Source organism: Mesorhizobium sp. LNHC252B00 (assembly GCF_000502955.1).
Lineage (GTDB): Bacteria > Pseudomonadota > Alphaproteobacteria > Rhizobiales > Rhizobiaceae > Mesorhizobium.
Window position 1 is genome coordinate 1 of record NZ_AYWO01000026.1, and the last position, 22861, is coordinate 22861.

14 protein-coding genes and 7 pseudogenes are annotated in these 22861 nt (G+C 58.6%); 10 read left to right on the forward strand and 11 right to left on the reverse strand.

Annotation, left to right across the window (positions count from 1 at the left end; translation table 11 throughout):
* Positions 1-198 precede the first annotated feature (198 nt).
* The 4 genes from X744_RS145655 to X744_RS1000000171110 all read right to left on the reverse strand — a co-directional run bounded on the left by X744_RS145655 (position 199) and on the right by X744_RS1000000171110 (position 5527).
* Positions 199-2202, reverse strand: coding sequence for a class I tRNA ligase family protein (locus X744_RS145655; RefSeq protein WP_023761715.1), 2004 nt, complete (start codon positions 2200-2202; stop codon positions 199-201).
* A gap of 338 nt (positions 2203-2540) precedes the next feature.
* The gene (locus X744_RS145650; protein WP_031260878.1) at positions 2541-3320 is read right to left on the reverse strand and encodes a phytanoyl-CoA dioxygenase family protein; all 780 of its coding nucleotides are present in this window, start codon (positions 3318-3320) and stop codon (positions 2541-2543) included.
* A 506-nt stretch (positions 3321-3826) separates the two neighbouring features.
* Entirely contained in the window at positions 3827-5131 is a 1305-nt protein-coding gene (locus X744_RS145645) for a lysine N(6)-hydroxylase/L-ornithine N(5)-oxygenase family protein (RefSeq protein ID WP_031260881.1), read from the reverse strand.
* 246 nt (positions 5132-5377) lie between these two features.
* Positions 5378-5527, reverse strand: coding sequence for a hypothetical protein (locus X744_RS1000000171110; RefSeq protein ID WP_156938606.1), 150 nt, complete (start codon positions 5525-5527; stop codon positions 5378-5380).
* Positions 5528-6697: 1170 nt separating this feature from the next.
* On the opposite strand from X744_RS1000000171110, the gene X744_RS1000000172535 reads away from it, so the two are divergent.
* Together X744_RS1000000172535 and X744_RS145640 are read left to right on the forward strand one after the other, a co-directional pair.
* Positions 6698-7099, forward strand: coding sequence for a hypothetical protein (locus X744_RS1000000172535; RefSeq protein WP_023761720.1), 402 nt, complete (start codon positions 6698-6700; stop codon positions 7097-7099).
* 165 nt (positions 7100-7264) lie between these two features.
* Positions 7265-7945, forward strand: a complete 681-nt coding sequence (locus X744_RS145640) for an OmpW family protein (RefSeq protein WP_031260882.1) — start codon at positions 7265-7267, stop codon at positions 7943-7945.
* 508 nt (positions 7946-8453) lie between these two features.
* Here X744_RS145640 and X744_RS0137960 read toward each other — a convergent pair.
* Positions 8454-8672 (reverse strand): helix-turn-helix transcriptional regulator, encoded by a 219-nt coding sequence (locus X744_RS0137960; protein WP_023730016.1) that lies wholly within the window; start codon positions 8670-8672, stop codon positions 8454-8456.
* 122 nt (positions 8673-8794) lie between these two features.
* On the opposite strand from X744_RS0137960, the gene X744_RS145635 reads away from it, so the two are divergent.
* Positions 8795-9061: a DUF2285 domain-containing protein gene (locus X744_RS145635; protein WP_023761723.1), complete on the forward strand. Its 267-nt coding sequence runs from the start codon at positions 8795-8797 to the stop codon at positions 9059-9061.
* Between the two features lie 233 nt (positions 9062-9294).
* Here the strand turns inward: X744_RS145635 and X744_RS01000000170160 are convergent.
* The 5 genes and pseudogenes from X744_RS01000000170160 to X744_RS145615 all read right to left on the reverse strand — a co-directional run bounded on the left by X744_RS01000000170160 (position 9295) and on the right by X744_RS145615 (position 13821).
* A pseudogene (locus X744_RS01000000170160) lies at positions 9295-10031 on the reverse strand (autoinducer binding domain-containing protein).
* Between the two features lie 535 nt (positions 10032-10566).
* Positions 10567-11622: a GlxA family transcriptional regulator gene (locus X744_RS145630; RefSeq protein ID WP_023761726.1), complete on the reverse strand. Its 1056-nt coding sequence runs from the start codon at positions 11620-11622 to the stop codon at positions 10567-10569.
* Positions 11622-12731: a mandelate racemase/muconate lactonizing enzyme family protein gene (locus X744_RS145625; protein ID WP_023761727.1), complete on the reverse strand. Its 1110-nt coding sequence runs from the start codon at positions 12729-12731 to the stop codon at positions 11622-11624. Before X744_RS145625 ends, X744_RS145630 begins: the two co-directional genes overlap by 1 nt.
* A gap of 8 nt (positions 12732-12739) precedes the next feature.
* Positions 12740-13075: a trimethylamine methyltransferase family protein gene (locus X744_RS145620; protein ID WP_245266812.1), complete on the reverse strand. Its 336-nt coding sequence runs from the start codon at positions 13073-13075 to the stop codon at positions 12740-12742.
* Positions 13072-13821 (reverse strand): amino acid racemase, encoded by a 750-nt coding sequence (locus X744_RS145615; protein WP_023761729.1) that lies wholly within the window; start codon positions 13819-13821, stop codon positions 13072-13074. Before X744_RS145615 ends, X744_RS145620 begins: the two co-directional genes overlap by 4 nt.
* Positions 13822-14568: 747 nt before the next feature.
* Here X744_RS145615 and X744_RS1000000172540 point away from each other — a divergent pair.
* The 5 genes and pseudogenes from X744_RS1000000172540 to X744_RS1000000175430 all read left to right on the forward strand — a co-directional run.
* Positions 14569-14918, forward strand: a pseudogene (locus X744_RS1000000172540) (transposase); the annotation flags it as partial.
* A gap of 400 nt (positions 14919-15318) precedes the next feature.
* On the forward strand, positions 15319-16266 hold the full coding sequence (locus X744_RS145610) for an aminotransferase class IV (protein WP_031260888.1): 948 nt from the start codon (positions 15319-15321) through the stop codon (positions 16264-16266).
* Positions 16267-16704: 438 nt separating this feature from the next.
* Entirely contained in the window at positions 16705-17901 is a 1197-nt protein-coding gene (locus tag X744_RS145605) for a glycine C-acetyltransferase (RefSeq protein ID WP_023761733.1), read from the forward strand.
* Positions 17902-18103: 202 nt separating this feature from the next.
* Positions 18104-19352, forward strand: a pseudogene (locus tag X744_RS01000000170165) (D-amino acid dehydrogenase).
* 850 nt (positions 19353-20202) lie between these two features.
* Positions 20203-20712 (forward strand): annotated as a pseudogene (locus X744_RS1000000175430) (IS21 family transposase); the annotation flags it as partial.
* Positions 20713-20795: 83 nt separating this feature from the next.
* On the opposite strand, the pseudogene X744_RS1000000172545 reads toward X744_RS1000000175430, so the two are convergent.
* Positions 20796-20957: pseudogene (locus X744_RS1000000172545) on the reverse strand (IS256 family transposase); the annotation flags it as partial.
* Between the two features lie 3 nt (positions 20958-20960).
* Between X744_RS1000000172545 and X744_RS145600 the strand changes: the two are divergent.
* Positions 20961-21554 (forward strand): annotated as a pseudogene (locus X744_RS145600) (IS21 family transposase); the annotation flags it as partial.
* 570 nt (positions 21555-22124) lie between these two features.
* Positions 22125-22837, forward strand: a pseudogene (locus X744_RS1000000172550) (IS5 family transposase).
* The last annotated feature ends 24 nt before the right edge of the window (positions 22838-22861 follow it).

Consider the following 22861-nt stretch of genomic DNA (forward strand, 5'->3'; position numbering starts at 1 on the left):
GCCGGGCCTTGCCTGCGCAAAATGCCGATTCACGCAAGAATATCAATATGTTGGCGTTTATGGACGGAAACTAATCTAGTCTCTACCGTTCAGAGCGGCTTCCCTCGCCAGTGACAGCGAGTCAAGATATTTGGCATCGTCGGCTTTGATTGCCGCGCAGATCTGGTCGGGGGACAGCTCACTGGTGCACCTTTGGGCTCATAGTGTTTCCTCGTCATCGAGATGAGGATTGCCGGATTTGGCGTAGAACACCAACACGGGTCCGAGATCAAAGCGCGTCCCGGGCGCAAGGCGCTGGACGGACCGGGGCCATGTTTCGGTTGAGGCGCCATCGATGCCTCGCGCCAGCGTTCTGGCGAAGCGGGGCATCAGCGGAGCTAGTGTCGGTGCCAGGATCGCAGCGGCCGTCGTCTGAAGGGCTAGCGAAGTCCGATTGCGGGCGGGATAGAAACGTCGCGCCGCCGCAAAGTCTCGCGCCCCGCGGTAGATCACGCAATCGCGCACGAATTCGCAGACCTGAGTGGCCGCGCGCCGAACCGAGAAGCCTTCGTCCGAATAGGCGCGCTCCATCGCAGCGCGATAGATCTCTATGGCAGCAAAGAAGGCGCGGTCGACCGGGCTCCAGTCGCCTGCATCGGGTACACGGCCGGCAAAATCGTGCTTGATTTCCTGGTTCAACGCCTCAAGCCAGTTCAGCCAGATGCTTTGGAACACCTCGTTCTCGGTGCGGCGCAGTGCGTCCAGCGTGAAATCCGTCCGCTCACCTTCCGGGCGTGTCAGGCCCAAATGGAGGCGTACGACGTCGACTGTGTTTGGGCTCAGAACCTCCTTGCCCCAGACCGCATGGCGGCAGCTGGTTGAGAACTTCTTGCCGTCGAGCAGGTAGAACTCGTTGACGTGATAGCGGATGCGTGGCTTCCAGTGGGAGAAGACCTCGGCGTAAAGAGCGGGGTAGAGTAGCGCGTGGTAGAACGAATTGTCGAAGCCGAAGAAATGGACAATCTGCCAGTCGTTGCCGGGCATCTCCGCCTTCCAGTCGCGACCCATCGAGCGGCCGAGCGCCTGGATGTTGTAAAGAAAACCGAAGGCCATCTCCGGCCAGACCCAGATCACTTGCCCCGGGAACCCTTCCGCCGGCAGGCCCCAGTCCGAGGGGTGGGTAATGGGCACTGAAAATTTCCCGCGTCGGCGTACGCGTGCGAAGAGATCCAAGATCCGTAGCGGGACGCCCGACGCCCTTAGATGCCGGTCGATATTGTCGTAGCATTGGTCCATCGCAAGTTCAGCGCGGCGGAGGGAGCCGACCACCGGCGCCTCGGCAGACTTCCGTGACCGCGCTGCACCTAAGTCGTGGCAAAGGTTTGGGGCACCGCATTCCTCGCAGATATTGCCAGCGGCGGAGCCGCCGCAATCGGGGCAGAGGCCGCCAACATCCGGCTCGTAAAGATAGTGGCCTGTCACAGCATCAAAAAGCGCAGGGCTCTGGCGTAGATCTATCGCCGTGCTGCTCAGAAGACTGCGGAAACACGCGGTTTGGAACTCGCCGTAACCGTCATCGCCCATTGTGGCTTGGAAGCTGTGGAGCTCACAATCGAGAAGTGCAAGCGTGGCGCGTATCTCGTCGGCGTAGTAGCGCGCCACGTTTGCAGGAGTCGATTGATCGGCATCGGCGCGTGTCGCGACGTAGCTCTGGTAATCGTCGCTTCCGGTCAGGTGATAGGCCTCGACTCCTTTCATGCGCAGGAAACGAGTATAGACGTCAGCGCCGAAATAGGGGCCAGAAAGATGCCCCAGATGCAGATCGCCATTTGGCGTTGGCGGCGTGGAGAAGACGAAGATTGGGCCGCGTGGGGTCGTGGTCTTTGCAGCGGCATCAATGGCGGCCTCGCCGTCTCGCCAGTAGACAGCGACGAAATCTATGTCTTTGTTTCCGTCATTGCGCAGCACATGCGCTTCAAAAGGGTGAAACAGAACGACATCGCCTGCCTCGACCGAGATTTCCCCCCGGTCGGTGGTGACCTTGCCCGCACCAGACAGGACCACGAAAGCCTCGATTTCGTCGTGCCGATGTGGCTCGGATGTGACGCCGGGTCCAACCTTTCCGAATGAAAACCCGGTGCGAGCGCTTCCCGTTCCAAGCGTGGCCATGTCGATACCGAACGCCCGCGACAGCTCCGTTCGAGAAAACGTGTATTTGCGCATGACAACGAACCTAAGCTGTTGAAGAGTGGGACGGACCTTCGGCTGCCAACGCAACAGCCTCAGGTGCACTTCGTGGAGAGAACGGCAGCCCGACCCGTTGGCGGCCCGGCCAGGATAGTGCAGCTCTGGGCCGGCAAGCGGGCGACCAAGGGGGGCACTAGTCGGGCTGTAGGCGCACAGAAGACCGCCTGCGACCACCTCCGCAATCCACGTGCCAAAACGTCGTAACGGGCTGCGGTCGATGCTCCGCGAGCCCGCAAATCAGACGTCCATACCGTCCGCGCATTTTTGAGCGGTCGATCAGTTTCGTGTGCATGCCTCCGCCTGGCTGCGTGAGCTCAATCGCGATAGAAGATGCCATTTGGGGGCTTGAGATTGTCGAGATCGGCCACTTTGCCCTCGGGCGGGTTAAGGGCGCGCTTAAGCACGTTATATTCAGCGCGGGTCGGCCCGCCGGTTGAAGCACGCTGGAACACCAAGTAGAGTGTCCGCCGCGAACGATTGCTTTTGTTCGGTCGTGAGTAGTGCGGTGCGTAATCGTCGAAGATGAAGATGTCGCCAGCCTTCCATACTACGGGTTCCCAGGAGAACATTTCGGCGACTTCAGGATCGATCACCCCACCGGCATCCATGGGAAACACCCCCTTCTTGTGGTTGCCAGGGCTGAAGAAAAGCCCCCCGTTTTCCGGGTCGGAGTCGTCGATGCCTATGGCAACCACCGCATGGACCATCCGGTCGGGGAGTTTGTGTGGAATGTGATAAATGTCCTGATGCGGGAGATAGCCGCCGCTGTCGGGGTAGTGGAAAATCAGCAACTCCTTGAGCCTGCGCGAATCTTCGCCAAGCAGATCCTCGACCGCTGACTTTATGCGCTGATCTTCTAAGAGCAAACGACGCAATGAATCATGGAAGTCGAGAAAATTCTCGATCTTGGAGATGATCTTTCGATTGTCCGTCGTCTTCTCGAACCACATGAGCCATTTATCATCGCTGACATCCCATCGTGACATATCTTCGACAAAAGTAGAGATATCTTCCTGAGCCGCTGGAGCGAAGAATCTTTCGAGTCTGACGTATCCGTCTTTCTGCCACTTTTCTCTTTGTGCATCAGTCAACATGCGAAAAGCCTCCTGTTGGAAAGACTGGTTGGTCGGACATCCCAATTAGGGCAGTCGGGCGCTGGTCAAGTTGCGGGTCCACGGAGACGGACTCACGTCATGTGGGACGGCGATGCTAAGTGCGTTCCGCTCCGGCGGATATTGTCCGCAGAAGCTCGGCGCGAGACTGCCTATGTCAGGCTCAGCCGGGTCCAGGGGTTCCGTAAACTGGGCCGGATCAATCGCTTCACCCGGTCCAGCCACGACACGCATCGCTGAAGGCCGGCACCATCCGCTGACCGCCGACCCAGCCATGGCCGCCAAGACCACGGCGGTCTTTCGAGTGAGCGACTTGATACGGCAGTGGCAACCGTAGGGGAAATGCACGCCTCCAGAGTGATGCGATGCGCCGCTTGGTCCAAGGGCTTGGTCGATCACGATGATATCGGAGAAGCCTCCAGGGTTCACCGCAGCGCAGGCGGACATCATTCCTAGGATGCCACCGCCGATGATCAAAAGCATACGAGTCATATTCCACTGCCCATTTCTTCGGCTGCGTGGTCGGGCCAGCTCTCGATCGAGGTATGGGTGATGAAGCCAGGATGCTCGGGGTTCGCGCATGGCGCGCGCCCAAGAAGGCTATCGAGGATGCGGCGCGCGCGCCAGGCCAGCAGGCTTAGGTTCGGATCGGCCAGGCCGCGCTGCCCGAGGCTCGCGTTTTGTACGAAGATGCGTCTGTCACGCGGTCCGTCCCAGCTCACCGAAAAATCTTCGCGAATAGCTAATTCATTGTCGATCTGCTCCAGCCGGTGTGCGATGGGTTCCAAGAAGTCTGGCACCGCGTTCTCGTAGCCGGTGGCCAGAATGACGATGTCAGCCGTGACTTCTTCGACTTCGTTCATGCCGTGCTGCAGGGTCAGCCTGTGACCCGCGCCGGCGTTGATGCAGTGCGAGACGGTGCAACCTGGCCGCAGTGTGATGTCGCATCGGTTTAGCTCGAAGAATGCGTGGCGGTACAGCGCCTGATAGATCGCGCGCAACGTGCTTTCCGAAATGCCGTCCGAGGCAAGCACGAAACGCCGCAGGAGCAGCTTACGCTGCGACTCGCTCATCGCCGCGAAACGATCCGAAAAGCAGGGCATGAACAACTCGTTTGTGAACGGGCTGTTGTCCAGAGGCAGATAGTTTTCGCGCTGCGAGACCCAAGTGATCGAGGCAGGCCGCCGTTCTTTCGGCAGGCCGACAAGATGCAACATCACCTCGGCTCCCGACTGGCCTCCGCCGACCACGCAGACATGCTTTCTCCGCACCTCAGGGTGGATGTGCAGTAAAACGGATGAGTGGAACAGGTTACGTCCAATCCAGCCCTGAAACTGAGGCGGAATTTGCGCCTGCTTGCCAATGCCGACCACGACGTTTCTGGCGCCGAGATCCGCCTTATCCGTCCGCACCCGAAACTCGCCGTCAAAGCGGATTTCGTGCACTGTCTCGCCGCGACGCACAAGTGGGTTCCTGTGGAACGCCCAGTTCAGGTACTGCTCAAACTCAGCTCTGAACACAGCCTCGAACTGTGCGTTCAGGAAGTGGTACAGACGCCCATTCTCGTACAGGTAGTTTACGAAAGTGTAGGCTGATCGCGGATTCACCAGCGTGACCAGATCCTTGAAGTGGCTCACCTGGAGCTCTGAGGAATCGAAAGCGATGCCTGGATGCCAGCGGAAGTCGACCTGCTGATCCAGGAACAGTGCCCCTTGCCCAACTTGCTCGTGTATCTGACACGCAAGGCTCAAATTAGACGGCCCAGCACCGATCCCAACGCAAGATAACTCCACTTGCTTTCCTCCTATAGAGTCTTCCCACTAGGCGCTTGTTCGCGGCGAATATCGGCCATAGCCATTGGGCCCCCTCGTGGACGTTTCGATCCCCGGTGCCGACCGGATTTGCGAGAATTGTCCTGCGGGTTGTCGAATGTAGACCCGAGCATTCCAGCGCGGTGACAATCGACGGGTCATGCCGGCGACGTGGGTTGGGGGCAACGACGTATGTCCTTTCCGCCCGTCTGGATGCCCGCGTCGCCGTCACGCGAGACGCTTTCCAAGCCCATTAAGGTGGTTGAAGCCGGCGCAATCGCCCGCCTCAGCCATGACGCGCTGGCCCTTCGGCGGCTTGATGGCAGGCGAGAGCGCGGTTTTCACTGCGGCGAGGGCATTTTCGGTGCGCATGATCATGGAGGACGTCTCGCTGATGCGTTCGCAGAACCCCATGCATGGGCCGTGCCAGAGAAGGAAAAATTTATTAAACAATGGGTTGGCTGATTTGCGATCCTGTCGGAAATCCGACATTGAGGGGGGACCCTCACGGCGGCGCCCGATTTGCACGTCGATGTCGCCTTTTCCGAATAGCTAATCGGGCACCTTCTGCACCAGAATACTTCTCTTATGGAGACCAGCACGAGGTCTTCATCAACGGACAGTGCAGAACCTTGTGTCTCTGCCGGACAGATCGCGAATGCCTTCTCTCATCGAGGTCGGCAGTTGCAAGAGCTGCCAGACCTTCGCCCTATCGTGCCGTTGCACTGGCTCGATCCCGACATCCTCGGAGGCCGCAATCATGAAGAGTGACGCACTCTCATGTCCGCCGCGAGGCCTCTCTCATGGGGAAGCAATTCTCTACGTTGGTGTCGGATCGATGCTCTTGATTAGATGGTTCCGGATGGGCGGAGGCCCAGACCTAAGCGCATCAATGATTGCGCGATATGGGACCTTCACCAACTGGATTGTCGAATCTCTGTACAGATAGCGGGAAGACAATTGCGTTATGACCGCTCTGCCGGTTCCAAAAGCACGTGCGCCATTCGGTCCCTGCGACTCAATTCAGGCGGAGGGATGAGGCCGCAAAGCAGTTTTTTGCGCGCCCACCGGTGGGCTGGGATGGAGCCATCCTAAAGGCAGTTATTCGATGATCGCCGCCACGGAGTCCTCAGGCTGTGCCGCGCCCGACACCGGCGACGAAGTGGTCCTCGATCGCCCCGACGCCGATGTCGATCCGAAGCTCGGCCAGTTTCGTGGTGAGCTTCACTGCTTATTCCGCAGTGCCCGCCGAGCTCGCACAGGAGGTCCTATGAGGCGGTCACGGCTGCACTCGTTGTCGGGTCTTCGACAAAGTCGGACATGGGACACACCGCGATCAGGGCAATGTCATTGTTGTGAAATGATTTTCCCGTTTGGCACGACATGTGCAAGGCTATCCGCAAACGCGCTGCGGCAAGGACTGAGGAGAAATCATGCCATGATCAAGCTCGCCGAACATGCGGTCGCAGCCGCGAAAACTGGCCTTTCCGAGCCGACAGGACGTTGCGGCTGTTTTCCAGTCGACATCATTCTTCACGTTATCCGGACATGACCGTATTCGATTTCCGCCCAACGCTGAATGCTCCGTACGATGATCCCCATCTTTGGCTCGAAGATGTGGAAGGAGAACAGACACTTGCCTGGGCCGCCAGCCAGTCTGCCAGGACCCTGAGGCACTTCGGTGGAACACAGTTCGATCGCGACCCCGAGGCCCTGACAGCGATCTTCGACCGTCCTGACAAGGTTCCCGTGATCACGCGCCGCGGTCAGTACCTCTACAATTCTGGCAAGATGCCGGAAATCCGCACTACTATGGCGCCGGGACCACCCTTGCCGCCTATCCGCCGATCCTGCTCGCCACCACGAAGCGGGACGACCGCGTCCCACCCGGGTCACGCGCGTAAGACGGCCGCAAAGCTGCAGGCCTTTGGTTATCCCGCTTACTTCTAAGTGAGTACAGGTCGATGATTGCGAGCACGGCGCAAATAATGGGTGCGCGGTCCCACGCAAACTGCGCATGAGCGCTCCGCCAATCACGCAATTCGAACAAGACTTTTCGTAGTTCAGTGCATCATTTCTAAACAGCAAGGAGAGAATATCATGGCGAGAAACCAAATGCGTGCGGCACGGGGAGTAACAGCGGCCGTTTTCCTCATCGTGATGGGACAGCAGGCCGTCGCGGCGGACCTTGCGCAAGCCGCGAGCGTCCCGCAGGCGGGAGCCTCGGTCACGGAAGCGCCAAGCCCTTGGCAGATCCGACTGCGTGCGTTGGGGGTCGTCACTGAGGATTCGGGCTACGTCAAAGCAGTGCCCGGCTCCGATCTTTCCTATTCGAACACGGTGACGCCGGAACTCGATATCTCCTATTTCTTCACGGACAACATCGCCGCCGAGCTCATACTCGGCACCACCTATGCAAACATCGGGGGCCAAGGAGCGATCGGCGGGCTGGGCAAGATCGGCAAGGTTTGGCTGCTGCCGCCTACGCTCACATTGCAGTATCATGTTACCAATTTCGGCGCTTTCAAGCCCTATGTTGGTGCTGGCGTGAACTACACGATATTCTATAACCAGGATGTCGGCAGCGCCGACGCTCTCAAGGTTAGGAACACGTTCGGCGCCGCGCTGCAGGTCGGGTTCGACTACATGGTGGATCAGCACTGGGGCGTCAACTTCGACGTGAAGAAGCTTTTCCTCAAGCCAGACTTCGACGTCACGGTCGACGGCGCGAAGCTGACGGGGAAGGCTGCGCTCGATCCGTGGTTGATAGGCGCAGGTGTCACCTACCGCTTCTGATACGCAACGCGAAGGCGGCCCTGCTGACAGCCGATCTGAAATGAAGGGCGCCTCGGGCGCCCTTTCCACGCCGGCGGTGCACGGCGAGTCGACCCGGATCGATTAGAGGGGTGGGCCTTGTAACCCTTGGGCGGGGAGGTGTCCGAATCGGAGGAACGTTCTGATCAACTTCATGCGATACCATCCAACGCATAGCAGCCGATTGTCGGGGATACTTGAAGAAGCCGTTGTTAAGAGTGGGCGTCCCCGCGTGCACCCGACCAGGTACTTGCCAGTAGCAGCCGACAGGCTGCCCCGCGCCCGGGGCGNTGTTAATAGTGGGCGTCCCCGCGTGCCCCCGACCAGGTCCTTGCCAGTAGCAGCCGACAGGCTGCCCCGCGCCAGGGGCGCGAAGCCGAACGGGGCAAGACCGCTGAAGCCTGCCGAAGAAGACCGGGCGCGGTTCACGAGCAGCCGGCGCGCGCCGTCAGGCGCGCGGGCCCGTAGCAATTACTTGGAAGTGGGTGCGTCAGGCCTGTTTGTCGGGCCGAACCAGATCCGTGTGGCTGACGCCGAGGGCCAATGCCAGTTCATAGATCGTGATGATCGTCGGATTTCTTCGGCCCTTCTCCAAGCCGCTGATGTACTGCTGGCTGAACCCGGAAATCTCGGCAAGCTGCTCCTGCGTCAGACGCTTCCTTAGCCTGATCCTCTGCACATTACGTCCGACCAACCTGCGCATATCCATGCACGACAGCCAGCGGATTAGGCAGCTTGAGTTTATCAACTCTGATATGTAATCCACATCGAGCATCTAAATCGCTGGCGGAGGGGCTTCGCGGAGGCTGTTTTCCGGAGATATAACCAGCGATGTTACAGCCTAAATCGAGCACGCGAATTGCCGACGAAGTGCACTGGTCGGACAGCCTCACGGCATACCATAAAGCGCATTTCACGACTTATATGCGGCTCCTAGACGCCTCCGCCGATGATGCGAGCGAAGAAGAGATGGCCCACCTCATCCTCGGCATCGATCCAGCACGCGAACCGGAGCGCGCCAGGAAGGCTCTTCGTAGTCATCTCGACCGTGCGAACTGGATGGTCACAACTGGCTACAAGGAATTGTTCGCCGGCTGAACAATCCCGCTGTGCGCTCCGTTTCGCCTTTCAAGCAAGGAAACGCTCCTTTAAAACGCGGTCTCGCAGAGGGTGCATTGCATGTAGTTCGTTGGCAAAGTCACCGTACCAATCGGGTGCAATAAGTTGCATCATGATGGCGTCTGGGAAGGAATGGCCCTGCATTGGAGGCGAATGGCCACCCGAAACAGCCTGTGCTCATGCTCAGGACGACCAAAGACAAATTCAGTTTCTCAGAGAATTGAAGATCGTGAGGAGGCCAGCAGGGCTACGGCCTGATCCTTGGTGTGCACGCCGAGCTTCTTCTTCGCATTCTCGAGGTGGAAAGCGACGGTGCGCGGTTTGATGCCCAAGATGCAGCCCATAGCCCAGGCGGACTTTCCGCGCGCCGCCCATTGCAGACATTCATATTCACGAGGTGTCAACGAAACGCCGTCCACTGTTCGGTTGCCGGACAGCTTTCGACGGGCATAAATGTGAAAAAATGTCGCCATGAGTGGAGCGCCTGTTCATATCGCTCAGCAACGCGCAGGAATGCGGAATTGGGCTTATCAGCGGCAAAAGTCATCGCTGCAACACAGCCTCTACGATCGATAATCGGGATCGTCAAACCGCAGCGGATGCTGAACTGGGCCGCCTCATCAAAAAGCTTCTGTTGAGCCGGCGACATCTCAACGCCACGCAAATCCGATCCCCATGGAAACGGGCAGCCGCCACACCGCGCACGCATGATGACGGGATCGACTTTCTGATACTGGTTTTGCAGATAGTGCGCGGTCCAGGGAGGCGGATAGTTCGAGATCAGCTTGGGCTCGCCACAAGATTGCAATGGCAACGCCAAATAGGCAAAGGTGAGTAGATCAAGTGCTGTGGCCGCCCCGGCCATGGCATCCCGGAAATCTGTTTCATCGACACTCTCCGACAGCTTTTCCACAAATGTCTCGAAGAGAAGCGGCATCTTCTTCGTCATTGTCCTGACTCGATCCCTCCATCCGTCTACTGCGCGCCACCCAGATCTGGAGACCCCGCCAACCCGGCCGCACAACTGCGGCCGGGTTTTGCAGGCATGGCCGGGCTGCCCGTCGTTACAGAATGCGACGGAGCTTGCATGATCTTCGCACCGGTCGTCGCCAACCGCAGCTGCGCTGGACTGTTTGAACGGCCATCACCGAGAAGCTACAGCATCTTCCCAACGCAATAGTGCAATCAGAGAGGTTCTTGGGGCGAAATGAAATCCTCGCCGCCCCCGCATCATGCAATGGTGAGAAGTCATCCTGCGCCACCATGATCGGGGCCGTATCAAAGCCGTCATCAATCCAATGGTTGCCGCGTGAACGTCGGTCGACACGGAAGAGCACAACGGATAGGCTCATCTCGCCGCTTTGAGCGCTATGATCCGGACGTATTGTTGCGCCGCTTTCTGATTGTTGGTGGGCAGATCGACTCCAAACATTTAGCATGACTAGAGGTGGCGCTGTTCTCCGCTAAATTCAAATACCAATCTATCATCTTAAGCCGGGCCCAACCCAAGCCGGCAGAATCGCTCGACACTGCTGCGGCGACATTCGATTGAAGGCTCTGAAGCACTTTGCGAAGTGCGAAGCAGACGTAAACCCGCAGGCCATGGCAATGTCGATGATGGGCATCCGTGTGCCTTCGATCAGGCGCTTCGCATGGTCTGTGCGAATCCGGAGATAGTGACGCACTGGCGGAAGTCCGATATGGGAAGCGAACAAGCGTTCCAGCTGGCGCCGCGATACTCCGGCCCGTTGCGCGACATCCTCCATTGTCAGCGGGAACTCCACATTTTCTTCCATGATCCGCATTGCCATCAGGAGCTTGTCGCTCACACCGGCAAAGGCTAGACCCGACGGCCCGGTCTGGCGGTTTGATCCTGAGCGCTGACCTTGGACAGTCGCGTGGCGGCAGACCTCCTGTGCAATATACCCGCCGGCATGGCTGCCGATCAGATCGATCGCCAGGTCGAAAGCTGCCAGTTCTCCCGCGCAGGTTGAATACTGGCCGTCCTTGACAAACAAGGAGTCGCTTATGCGGGGCTGGTTGAACACTTCGGCGAAAGCAGCGAGCCGCGACCAGTGTATCGTGCAGCGTGTGCCTGCCAGAAGGCCCGTCCGAGCAAGCAGCCATGTCGCTGTCCCAACCGCAGATATCGGCACCCCGCGACGCGCCATCGTTCGCAGAAATCCGTTGAGTTCAGGCGTCAGTTGCTGTTCTACCAGCTCGCCCGTCACGATAGCGAGCTGGTTCGGTCTGCGATCGCCCGAACCGGCAAGCAGCTCGTCTATCACGACATCAACGGCAACCGAAAGGCCGTTGGCGCCCTCGATTGGCCGAGCGTCAAGCCCCGCGATTCGCCACCGGAACAGCGGGAGCCTCGATACCGTGTTGGCGATGCGAAAAGGTTCGATATAGGCGTGAAGCGCCAGGTGCGAGAACCCGGGTAACAAAAGAGCCACCAAGTCAAACGGTCGATCGGCCGCCGCCGAAATATTCGGCGTGGCCAACGACGTTATTGCGATGATGTTGGCGGGCGCGTTCACTAGGATCCGTACGTGACTACCGGCTGACCGAACATGCCGGGTTCCGGTTTGACACCTAGGCCTGGCCGCTGGGGTACGGCGATGTGACCATTTTCGATGACGATCGGATTCTTCGCGTCGAAATGTCCTTCGATATATTCCTGCGCGATCCAGGCGCCCTCAAAACGGCGCGGCTCCACAGTGGAAGCCAAGTGTACGCAAGCCGCCGCGATTATGTCGCCACCCCATGCGTCGTCACAGCTGTGCGGTAACGACCGGATGGCGCAAAGGTCGCGCATTGTCGCCATTTTGGTGAGGCCGCCGAGACGGGTGACCTTGAAGCCGAAGCCATCCGCGATGCCGAGGGAGATCGCCCTGAGTACTGCGTTCTGATCGTCGGTGTTCTCATCCAGATATACCGGATGCGTCACCCTACCCTTTAGAGTGGCGACCTCATCCATAGTGTTGCAGGCTTGTTCGAAAACGAATGGGATCGCCTGGCAAAGCCGGTCCAGATGGATCGCTGCAGCGACAGTGAGGCCCCTGTTGCCATCCACTGCGATACGCGCTTTGTAGCCGACCGCCTCCCAAAGCTTGTGAACGATGGCCACATCCTCTTCGAGATTTCGCCCCGAGATTTTGACCTGCAGCCGTGGATAACCTGCCTTCACCTTGTCGGTGGCAATCCTGGCCGTTTCGTCCGGTGAGCCAACAATCAGCGAACAGTAGGACGGGACGCGATCGGCCAGGGCGCCGCCCAAAAGCGTTGAAACCGGCACTCCCAGCCGTTGCCCAAGGAGGTCGAGAAACGCTATGTCGAACGCTGCCTTGGCATAGCCATGCCCGTTCAAGCGCTCGTCCATGCATTTGGCGAGAAACCTGATCGAGGCAATCTCCGCGCCCGTAAGACCTGGCGCGATTTCGGCAATCGCCGCGCGTGCGCCGAGTGCATGATGGGGCTGATAAACCGGCCCGACCGGGCAGGTTTCGCCCCAGCCAGTCAGCCCGTCATCGGTCACAACCTCGACCAGGGTGCTGTCAAGCGCGTCGACGTCGTCGCTTGCCATTCGATAGGTGCCACCTTTGACAGGCAGTTGGACCTTATAGACGTTGATCCGGTCAATGCGCATGAGGGTGCTCAGTATTCCTCGTTGAGTGCGTCGACGGCGGGGATTTCCCTCGAGCGACGGTCGATATAGGCGCGCAATTCCTCGTCCTTCGCGACGTCGAGCTTAGGTTCTTCATATTCCGCCAGAAGGCGGCGCGCATGATCGAGGGCACGTTGCTTGATATCCTTGGAGCCATCAGCGTACCACTGCTCGATCGAGTTATTGTCGAAGAGTTTTGGGATAAAGAAGGCCTTCTCGAAGTTCGCCTGTGTATGCGGATGGCCAAAGTAATGACTGCCCGGCCCGACATCGCGGACCGCAGCCAAGGCTTCATCAAAATCGTCCCACTGGATGCCTTGCGTCATGCGATAGCCCATGGTGCAGAAGGTGCATTATGCCGGCTCAGTGCCGAACGAATGGTGGCCTTGGCCAGCACAAGGCAAGGATCAATCAACGGTATATCGATGCCAGCATCCAGTCCGACCAGGTCGATTTCCGAGCAGCCGAGAACGATAGTCTCCGCTCCGCGCGCTATCAACGCGTCGATCAGACCAAGGATCTCGGATCGGATTGCATAACCTAGATCGCCGGTGTTGATCCGGGCGAGAGCGAGCATCAACCGTTCGAGCTCATCGGCTGTCTGTAAAACCGGCTCCAGATCACGGCTGGCAAGCCGATCCTGATAAAGGTTGGACCTAAGGCAGCCGCCCGTCGCCAGCAGGCCCACACGTCTGCACTGCGGGAAATCGGAACGGATTGTTCTCATTGTCTCTTCGACTATGCTAATGAAGGGAACTGAAACTGCCTGCCGCAGTTCGTCCTCATAAACATGAGCAGCATTGCAGGCCATCACGATAAAATTGGCGCCAGCGGTTTCGAGGCGTCTGCCACAAGTGGCAAGTGCAGCCGCCGCACTGGGGCCAGTGCCCAAGATAGCCGCGTTGATATCGGGAACCTTCGGATTGCAGTCGACGATCATGTGGAGATGGTCGCGATTGCTCTTGATCGGCGTATTCTCCAGAACAGAATTCATGAAGGCCACGGTGGCCCTAGGGCCGAGCCCGCCGATGATTCCGACCGTCTTTGGCAACATACCAACCTCGCAGCCCATGGACGCTCCGGGCGCGGATACGATCGAAGCATTCGCCTGTCGTCTCCAGCAAATGCCTGTCAAGGGACGACACTTGATAGCACGTGGGCAGGAGGGGTTTTGCGCCAAAATGCATCGGCCTCTGAAATACGGACCGCACTGAGCCTCGTGGTTTGAAATGCAATGTGGCGCGGTCTGCTGCACATTGCGCAATCTTGGCCAACGATGTTGTCGGCGTCGATCGGTTGGTCGAAATTGGACCCGCATTCGAGCGCAACCGCGACCAGATCGCGGGGGCGCCAATGCACGGCGGGGGACGCACTGAAGTATACACAGGCGCTCGCGTGCGCGCTCTAAAGTGGCGTGGCGCGGTTCTGAGCTAGAGCAGCGAGGTCACGCAGTTGCTTGTCGCCGACAGCGAGAAGGTTGCCTGTCGCGGCTGAAGCACCAATGCCAAGCCATATTGCGCAATGCGCGCGCCTGTTCCTTGGCGCAGGCCAGTTCGAGAAGGCGACCTTCTGGACGGGCCTCAGAGCCACGACACGCCCGATTTTACCTATATGGGCTTGGCGCACAGGCGCGGGCTGTTATTTAGAGCGGGATGAATTTAGGCTGAATCGGCGTGGGATTCCCTTAGGCGGGCAAATCTGATTGATCGGGATAGGGGGACGCCTCGCGACGCCGCCCCTCCCACACCACCGGGCATACGGGTCCGTACCGGCGGTTCGATCGGATTAAGCTTGGGTTGAGACATAGAGACGGGGAATACAGTTCATCCGCTTCCTCAACGCAATCGAGGCTCAGTTGCCCAAGGATAAGGCGGTTCACATCATCCTGGATAATTATGCGACACACAAACAGCCGAAGGTCCGGGCCTGGTTGGCGCGGCACCCACGCTGGACATTCCACTTCGTTCCGACATCGTGTTCCTGGTTGAACGCCGTCGAGGGCTTCTTCGCAAAGGTCACACGGCGACGGCTGAAAAATGGCGTCTTTCATTCCGTCGTTGATCTTCAGGCAGCCATCAACCGCCAAAGCCGTTCATGTGGAAAGCAGACCCTGACAACATCATCGCAGCCGTCAGACGTGGGCACCAAGTGTTGGAATCAATGCACTAGCATCGGACATGGAACCCTCGGCTGGACTACGGGAGCCGGCTCGGGAAAACGAGCCGCCCGACATGCTTTTCGATCAAAACGGGCCTGTCGTTGCGTGAAGCGCAAGCGTTCAGTCGAGCGCTGTTCACTACTACGAATGACTACCACGAATTCGCATGAGAGCCCGGCGCCGCCTTTGCGTTTAGGCGGCCGTCTGATCGAATCATTTCAATTCTTTCCGACAAGCGACTGTTGCAGCTAGCTGACCCTTTGAATTTGACGCGCAACGTCGCGTCTTCCACGTCAACATTGCCAGTGCCGTAGCGATGTCTTGCAGCGATCAGCATACGAGCCGCTTTCGAGCGCAAGCTCTAGCGCGATCTTGAGCCTGGCTAGGTAACCGGATCCGAAAGGTAGAAAAATGACGCAGCTCTTACCTGTTCTTCCAACTGTCGAGGAGCATCACTTGGATAGACGGCGCTATCCGGATGGGGTTGCTTTCATGGACGGGCAATACCTGCCGATGTCCGAGGCCAAAATCTCCGTGCTCGATTGGGGGTTCCTGCACTCGGACGCCACTTACGACACGGTTCACGTCTGGAACGGCAGATTCTTTCGGCTGGATTTGCATCTTGACCGCTTCTTTGGGGGGGTGGAACGGCTGCGAATGAAGCTTCCCTATGATCGGGAGAAAATAGCATCGATCCTCACAGCCTGTGTCGCTTTGTCGGGGCACAAGTCGGCGTACGTGGAGATGATCTGCACGCGCGGTTCATCGCCGACCTTCAGCCGCGATCCCCGCCAAGCGGAGAACCGCTTCATCGCGTTTGCTGTTCCTTTTGGCTCGGTCGCCAACAAGGAACAGCTGGAAAGAGGCTTGCACGTCGCGATCAGCGAAACCGTTCGCATCCCGCCGAAATCGATCGATCCCTCGATCAAGAACTATCATTGGCTCGATCTCGTCAAGGGCCTTTTCGACGCCTACGACAGGGGCGCGGAGACAGCGCTGATCGTTGATACACACGGGCATGTTGCGGAGGGGCCCGGCTTCAATGTGTTCGTTGTAAAGGACGGATTCTTGAGGACTCCTGCCTTTGGAGTGTTGCCGGGCATCACGCGCCGGACTGTGTTCGACGTTTGCGCCGAGATTGGTTTGTCGGCCACGGCTGCTGATATAAGTCGTGCTGAGATCAAAGAGGCTGACGAGGTGTTCATCACATCGACTGCCGGCGGCATTATGCCCGTGACCCGTATCGACGACACCGCGATCGCCAATGGGCGCGTCGGATCCGTCACTCGCCGGCTCATGGATCTCTATTGGCAAAAGCACGAGGATCCTGCATGGTCGACTGCTGTCGTCTACCCGTGATCGGAAATGGAGCCATGCGACAGCAACTCGGCGAGCGGCTTGGTGACGGGCTCGATGAGCTGTCCGGCACGCAAACTTTCGAAAATCGAGCAGGCGCGCTTCGGCGAGCGCCGCATCGGATTTGGCGGACTCCCCCATACGTCTTCCGATGCGCGAGACCCCCTGTCGGAAGACGAGCACGCGATCCGCGATGGTACGGCAACGTTCTGCGCCGAGGACACTTACTTCAAGAGGAGACCGACCTGCCGAGCGGAGATGGTGTTGCCGGCCTGCTCGGTGTCACAATCTCTGTTGGATTATGACGGACGGCCTCGGGGCTGGCGACGTTATCTTTGGCCTCGTGGCGCGCGAGGTTGAGCGAATCGACAGCGGTTACCACTCGATGGTGAGCACATACTTGCGTAGGGCGTACTACATGGAATTCCTGCGGAGTTGCCGATGAAGAATGCTTTCAGTGCCTGTTTGTCGGGGGAACTGGCTGGGTTGAAGTCTGCGGGGCTCTACAAATCCGAGCGCGTTATCACCTCGACGCAGTCGTCCAAGATCGAACTCGCGGATGGCAGCAAGGTCCTGAATTTCTGCGCGAACAATTATCTCGGCCTGGCGGACAATGAGGATTTGCGCGACGCAGCAAAGGCTGCGCTCGACCGCTGTGGATACGGCATGGCGTCGGTCCGCTTCATCTGCGGCACTCAGGAAGAGCACAAGCGGCTCGAAGGGACGATCTCACGCTTCCTCGGTATGGAGGACACGATCCTCTACTCATCCTGTTTTGACGCCAATGCCGGTCTGTTCGAGACCCTGCTCGGCGAGAAAGACGCCATCATTTCCGATGCCCTGAACCACGCTTCGATGATAGACGGCATTCGCCTCTCCAAGGCCAAGCGCTTCCGCTATGCCAACAACGACATGGTCGCGCTGGAAGAGGAACTGAAGAAGGCGGAGGGCAGCCGCTTCAAGCTGATCGCAACTGACGGCGTCTTTTCAATGGACGGCATCATCGCCGATCTCAAAGGCATATGCGACTTGGCGGAGAAATATGGCGCGATGGTCATGGTCGACGACAGCCATGCTGTCGGCTTCGTCGGCAGGCACGGGCGAGGCTCGGCGGAGCATTGCGGCGTCGAGGGCCGCATCGACATCATCACCGGCACGCTGGGCAAAGCGCTCGGCGGCGCCTCAGGTGGCTACACGTCGGGCAGGCGCGAGGTCATCGACTGGCTTCGCCAGCGCTCGCGGCCGTACCTCTTCTCCAATACGCTGATGCCGGCCATTGCAGGGGCGTCGCTAAAGGTGTTCGATCTGATCGAGCATGGTGATGCGCTGCGCGAAAAGCTCTATGCCAACGCCGACCGCTTCCGCTCTAAAATGTCGAAGGCGGGCTTCACGCTGGCTGGCGCGAACCATCCAATCATTCCCGTCATGCTTGGTGATGCCGCATTGGCTCAAGCGATGGCGGAAGACTTGCTCCAGCGGGGCATCTACGTCGTCGGCTTCTCCTTTCCCGTCGTGCCAAGGGGCCATGCGCGCATTCGTGCGCAGATGTCTGCCGCCCATTCGGAGGCCGATATTGACCGCGCCGTGGAAGCTTTCATTGAGGTGGGCAGGGACGTGAGGTCATCTGATGTTCAATGACTGAGAGCGTTCGCCGGTGCTCGCGAGGAAGTCATGATAGTCCTTGGTGTCGATTCAGGGTCAATCTGTGTAACCGAGAGGGGCGGGTTATTATCGTCAATCTACTATCGAACTAGTTGCCTGGTCTGAATGAGGCAGTGCTCGCCCGCCTCTAGGTGTTCGCCCGCGGAACCTGCACCGGTTTTTCTATCTGGAGAGCAAAATGTCCAAAATTGTTATCATCGGCGCCGGGATAACGGGTTTATCAACTGCGTATGCCCTTTTGGAGCGCGGCTATGATGTCACTGTATTAGATCGTCAGCGGTACGCTGCGATGGAGACGTCATTTGCCAATGGCGGGCAGATCTCGGCAAGCAACTGAAGTTTGGAACCGCTGGTCCACGATTCTTAAGGGGATCAAATGGATGGTTAGACACGATGCCCCACTTCTCATGAACCCTGCGCCCAATTGGCACAAGTACAGCTGGCTGGCGGAATTCGTGGCGAACATCCCCAATTACTGAGAAAACACGATAAATACGACCATGCTCGCGATCATGGCGCGGAAGCACATGTTTGAGATCGCCGAGCAAGAAGGAATCGATTTCGATCATGTTCGTCGCGGTATTCTTCACATATAGAGAAAAGGCCAACTTCGATCATGCGCGATCAGTAAACGAGTTGTTAGTTCAAGGTGGAATAGATCGACGTCCCGTTACAGTGGAAGAGATGAAAGCCATCGAACCTACTCTCCATAGTGCTCTATATGGTGGGTTCTACACGCCCTCGGATTCGACCGGCGACATTTACAAATACACAATCGGTCTGGCGCGGGCATGCGAAAAACGCAGCGCTCGCTTTTACTACGATGCAGACGTGAGGCGCATCGAACGCCAAGAAAGTTTTCGAGTTTTCTATGCAAGTGGTACTGAAGACCGAAATTCCGGGCAGCATGACATACGCGCAGACGCCATCGTCATCTGTGCGGGCTGTCGCAGCCGCGACTTTGCCGCGAGGTTGGGCGATCGGCTCAACATTTATCCGGTGAAGGGTTACTCGATTATGGTCGAGCTGGATGAGTCCGCGTCACAGGAAGCCGCACCATGGGTGAGCCTGCTTGATGACCGAGCCAGATCGTTACGAGCCGATTAGGTTTGTCTAGATTACGGGTCGCCGGAACTGCTGAGTTCAACGGTCTCAATCGCGACATTCGGGACGACCGCATTAAGCCTTTGGTGGACTGGACGCGAATGCATCTTCCGGAAGTAGATACCAAGTGCGTAGTGCCATGGGCGGGATTGAGGCCGATGACGCCCAATATGATGCCGCGGGTCGGCAAGGGCCAGGCACAGGGTGTGTTCTACAATACGGGCCATGGTCATTTAGGTTGGACCTTGTCGGCGGCAACTGCCGACATGCTTGCGGAGATCATTACGGGTGACCTGCTGGTTGACGCACGCAAAGTTGCCTGATCGCATTGGCGCGGTCGAGATTCCGAACTGGATGAACCGACCTGACGGATCGGGAGTGGAATTTGATCGCGGCGAATCCATCGCACGTGTCCTCCGGTATCGACACCAACTTCGCGCCAGGCGCTGCCGTCGCTCGTATTATGCGGTCGAATGATGCGCGCGGCGGCCAGACGATCGAGCCGCGTTGGTGAGCCGCCTGACGATCCTCCTCGGGTTGTTCTCGTTGTGGGTGGCGCCACGACCATCCTAGTCTCGCTATGCTGGGCGATTCGACAAGTGCATCCGAGGCGAGCCAGGCCGCTACGCCATCCGAGGCCGATAAGCGCCGGAGCGCCGAGCGGTACTTCGGCGGTGATCCGAACCGCGATGTTGCGGCATCCACGGTCTGAACCCGATTGTTACATTGATCGCACCTACGCCCTGCTCAGGATCTCCGATCCGGCGATTGAGAAGATCAACTGCGGGTTTCACAAAGTTCGGGACATAGATTTCAGTAAGTCGCGGCCAAGCTGATGACGGGTTTAGAGATCGATTTTCGTGAGCGCCGATCTGGCATTTTGCCCTCGCATTTTAAGCGAGGACATAGTGCCGAGACGGAAGCAGGCGAGACATACGAGCGTGAAGGACATCCGATCGATACTGCGGCTGACGTTTGAGCAGGAGCTTCCTGTGCGCGCCGTTTCAGACCGTGTGAAGATCAGCAAGACATCGGTTTCAACGTATCTGCTGCGAGCGCGGGAAGCTGGCCTTGCGGTTTGGCCGCTGCCAGCTGGGCTGATGATGACGAGATACTGGAACAGCGGCTATTTCGTCGGATGGGACGGCCGCCGCGCGAGACCGCTTAGCCGGACTGGCCGAAGATGGCGAGCGAGCTGAAGCGCAAGGGGGTAACGCTCAATCGTTGTGGCAGGAATACCGTGAGACCCATCCGGGCGGCTATGGTTACACTTGGTTTTGTGGCCGATTCGCTGAATTCGAGAGCCGCGTCAAGCCAACCTATCGCAGTCGTCACGTTGCTGGTGTTGCGATGGAATGCGACTATGCCGGGCACACGATCCCCGTCATCGATCCGTCGACAGGAGAGATCCGCGCGGCGCAGATTTACGTTGCGGTGCTGAGCGCGTCGCAATTGACGTTCTCTTATGCGAGCTTCAGCCAGAAGCTGCCGGATTGGATTGAAGCCAACCAACGGGCCTTCAGCTACTTCGGCGGGGTAACGAAGACAACGATCTGCGATGATCTCAGGTCGGCCGTCGCCAAGGCTCTGTGGTTCGAGCCGACGATCAACGCGACATTTGCCGCTTTTGCCGAGCATTACGACACAACAGTGCTTCCAGCACGGCCGAAACGTCCGCAAGATAAATCCTCCGCCGAAGGCTCGGTTTTAATCGTGGAGAGGTGCGTGCGGGACTGTCAGGAATTCTGTGCGCGAGGCTGGTTTCGTCATTGGCTGACGAACCTGTCGCCGAAGACGACGGCGAACTGGGTCTTGGCCTCGAACCACTCGCGCGGCGGTCGTTTCCATTCCTCGGCCGCGTGGTTCAGCACCAGATATAGCAGCTTCATGGCCGCATCGTCACTCGGGAAGTGTCCCCGGGTGCGGACGGGCGGCTGAGAAACGAACGCTTCTTCAGCCTTGCCGATCTCAATGCCCGGATCAGCACTTTGGTCGAAGACCTGAACGGCCGAACCATGCGCCGCTACGGCAAATCCCGTCGCGACTTGTTTGATGAGATCGAGCGCGCGCAACTCAAACCACTGCCGGCAACACCGTTTGAATATGCGGAATGGAAAGTCGCCAAGGTCCATCCCGACTATCATGTCGAGGTCGACAAAAGCTTCTATTCCGTGCCGCACGGCCTGATCGGCAAGCGGGTCGATGTTAGGCTGACGTATCGGGTGGTCGAGATCTCCCACGACCATAAACGTGTTGCCAGTCACATCCGAAGCTCGCAGCGCTCAGGCCACATCACCGTCAATGAGCATATGCCGAAGTCGCACCAGCGCTATGCCACGTTGAGGAGGGAAGCGGCAAAAGTCGGGAGCAACACAGCGATCTTTATCGAGCGTCTGCTGAGTGATCTCCCACATCCGGAACAAGGGTATCGGTCCGCACAGGGCATCCTTTCCCTGGCGCGACGCTACAAATCCGACCGCCTGGAAATGGCGTGTGAGCGGGCCTCGCCCAGTGCCGTCTTCTTCTGGCGGCGCCCGCGCCGCTGACGCCGGACCCGACCGCCGACTATCGCCGCGTTACCGCTGTCTCACAGGGCACTCCCTGGACATCTGTCCGGGCTGCGGCGGCGCCATGGCCTCGCTCGGCCCGATCCAGCGCAAGGCCCCGACCTGGCCAGACACCTCATGACACGCTGCGCACCGACACGCTCGCACCGTCCATCCCGGCGTCTGCTACAGTCGCCGAAGGGCCTTTGCGCGCCGCTAGTCAAAGTCGCAGCCTGGCTGTCGCCAGCAACGCTACACCTCAGCGTCAACGACCCAATGGCGCCGTCTCTCGCGTCGCAGATGGTCCTGCATCGCGACGACGGGCGACCGCCTAAGAGCGATCGGCGAGCCCGCTCCGGCGCCTCGGACACACTGTCGAGCCCTAAATCCCCATAGCCCCGCCCGCCATCCCGCGGTTCAGTTCAATCAGGCTTCAATGTAGTCGCGACCCGTGCGTGCCCGCCCAATCGCGCCCGCGACTACACAGAACCCTCCAGATTCAAGCTTTGGATGGAACGATTTGTGCTGACTGACGCCCAATGGGCGAAGATGGAACCGCATTGCCTGGGTAAGCCAATCGACCCTGGTCGAAGTGGCAGCGATAACCGCCGCTTCATCGAGGCCGTGCTTTGGATCGTGCGCACGGGAAGCCCGTGGCGTGACCTTCCAGCCTTTTTCGGAAGTTGGAATACCGTCTTCAAACGATACCGCGATTGGGTCAAAGCCGATGTTTTCATTCGGCTTTTCGAGGCCTGTTCGGACCAGCCGGACATGGAGTACGCCATGGTCGACGCAACCATCGTCAAGGTCCACCGCCACGGCCAAGGCGCAAAAGGGGGACTCAAAGCCAGGCCATAGGCCGCTCCAAGGGCGGCATGACCACTAAGATACTTGCGCTCACCGATGCGCTCGGCAATCTCGTGCGCTTCGTTCTCCTGCCTGGGCATCGCTTCGATACGGTGGGCGTCGCACCGCTCATCGACGGCCTCGCCTTCGGCGGGCTGATCGCCGACAAGGCCTTCGACAGCAACACCATCATTGCCGATCTGAACGAACGCGGCGCCAAGATCGTCATCTCGCAGCATCCGAGGCGCGCCTTGCCGCTGCCTCCCGATCTCGAACTCTACAAATGGCGTCACCTCATCGAGAACTTCTTCTGCAAACTCAAGGAGTTCAAGCGTATCGCCATGCGAGCTGACAAAACCGACCAGAGCTTCAACGCAATCATCCATCTCGCTGCCGCCGTCATAAACTCACGATGAGTCTCAACAGGCCTTAATCAGCTC

Bases quoted from the DNA above. Each gene is read 5' to 3' on its own strand.
- X744_RS145655 (WP_023761715.1), bottom strand. From the start codon at position 2,202: ATGCGCAAATACACGTTTTCTCGAACGGAGCTGTCGCGGGCGTTCGGT.
- X744_RS145650 (WP_031260878.1), bottom strand. From the start codon at position 3,320: ATGTTGACTGATGCACAAAGAGAAAAGTGGCAGAAAGACGGATACGTC.
- X744_RS1000000171110 (WP_156938606.1), bottom strand. From the start codon at position 5,527: ATGATCATGCGCACCGAAAATGCCCTCGCCGCAGTGAAAACCGCGCTC.
- X744_RS1000000172535 (WP_023761720.1), top strand. From the start codon at position 6,698: ATGACCGTATTCGATTTCCGCCCAACGCTGAATGCTCCGTACGATGAT.
- X744_RS145640 (WP_031260882.1), top strand. From the start codon at position 7,265: ATGCGTGCGGCACGGGGAGTAACAGCGGCCGTTTTCCTCATCGTGATG.
- X744_RS0137960 (WP_023730016.1), bottom strand. From the start codon at position 8,672: ATGGATATGCGCAGGTTGGTCGGACGTAATGTGCAGAGGATCAGGCTA.
- X744_RS145635 (WP_023761723.1), top strand. From the start codon at position 8,795: ATGTTACAGCCTAAATCGAGCACGCGAATTGCCGACGAAGTGCACTGG.
- X744_RS145625 (WP_023761727.1), bottom strand. From the start codon at position 12,731: ATGCGCATTGACCGGATCAACGTCTATAAGGTCCAACTGCCTGTCAAA.
- X744_RS145620 (WP_245266812.1), bottom strand. From the start codon at position 13,075: ATGACGCAAGGCATCCAGTGGGACGATTTTGATGAAGCCTTGGCTGCG.
- X744_RS145615 (WP_023761729.1), bottom strand. From the start codon at position 13,821: ATGGGCTGCGAGGTTGGTATGTTGCCAAAGACGGTCGGAATCATCGGC.
- X744_RS145610 (WP_031260888.1), top strand. From the start codon at position 15,319: ATGACGCAGCTCTTACCTGTTCTTCCAACTGTCGAGGAGCATCACTTG.
- X744_RS145605 (WP_023761733.1), top strand. From the start codon at position 16,705: ATGAAGAATGCTTTCAGTGCCTGTTTGTCGGGGGAACTGGCTGGGTTG.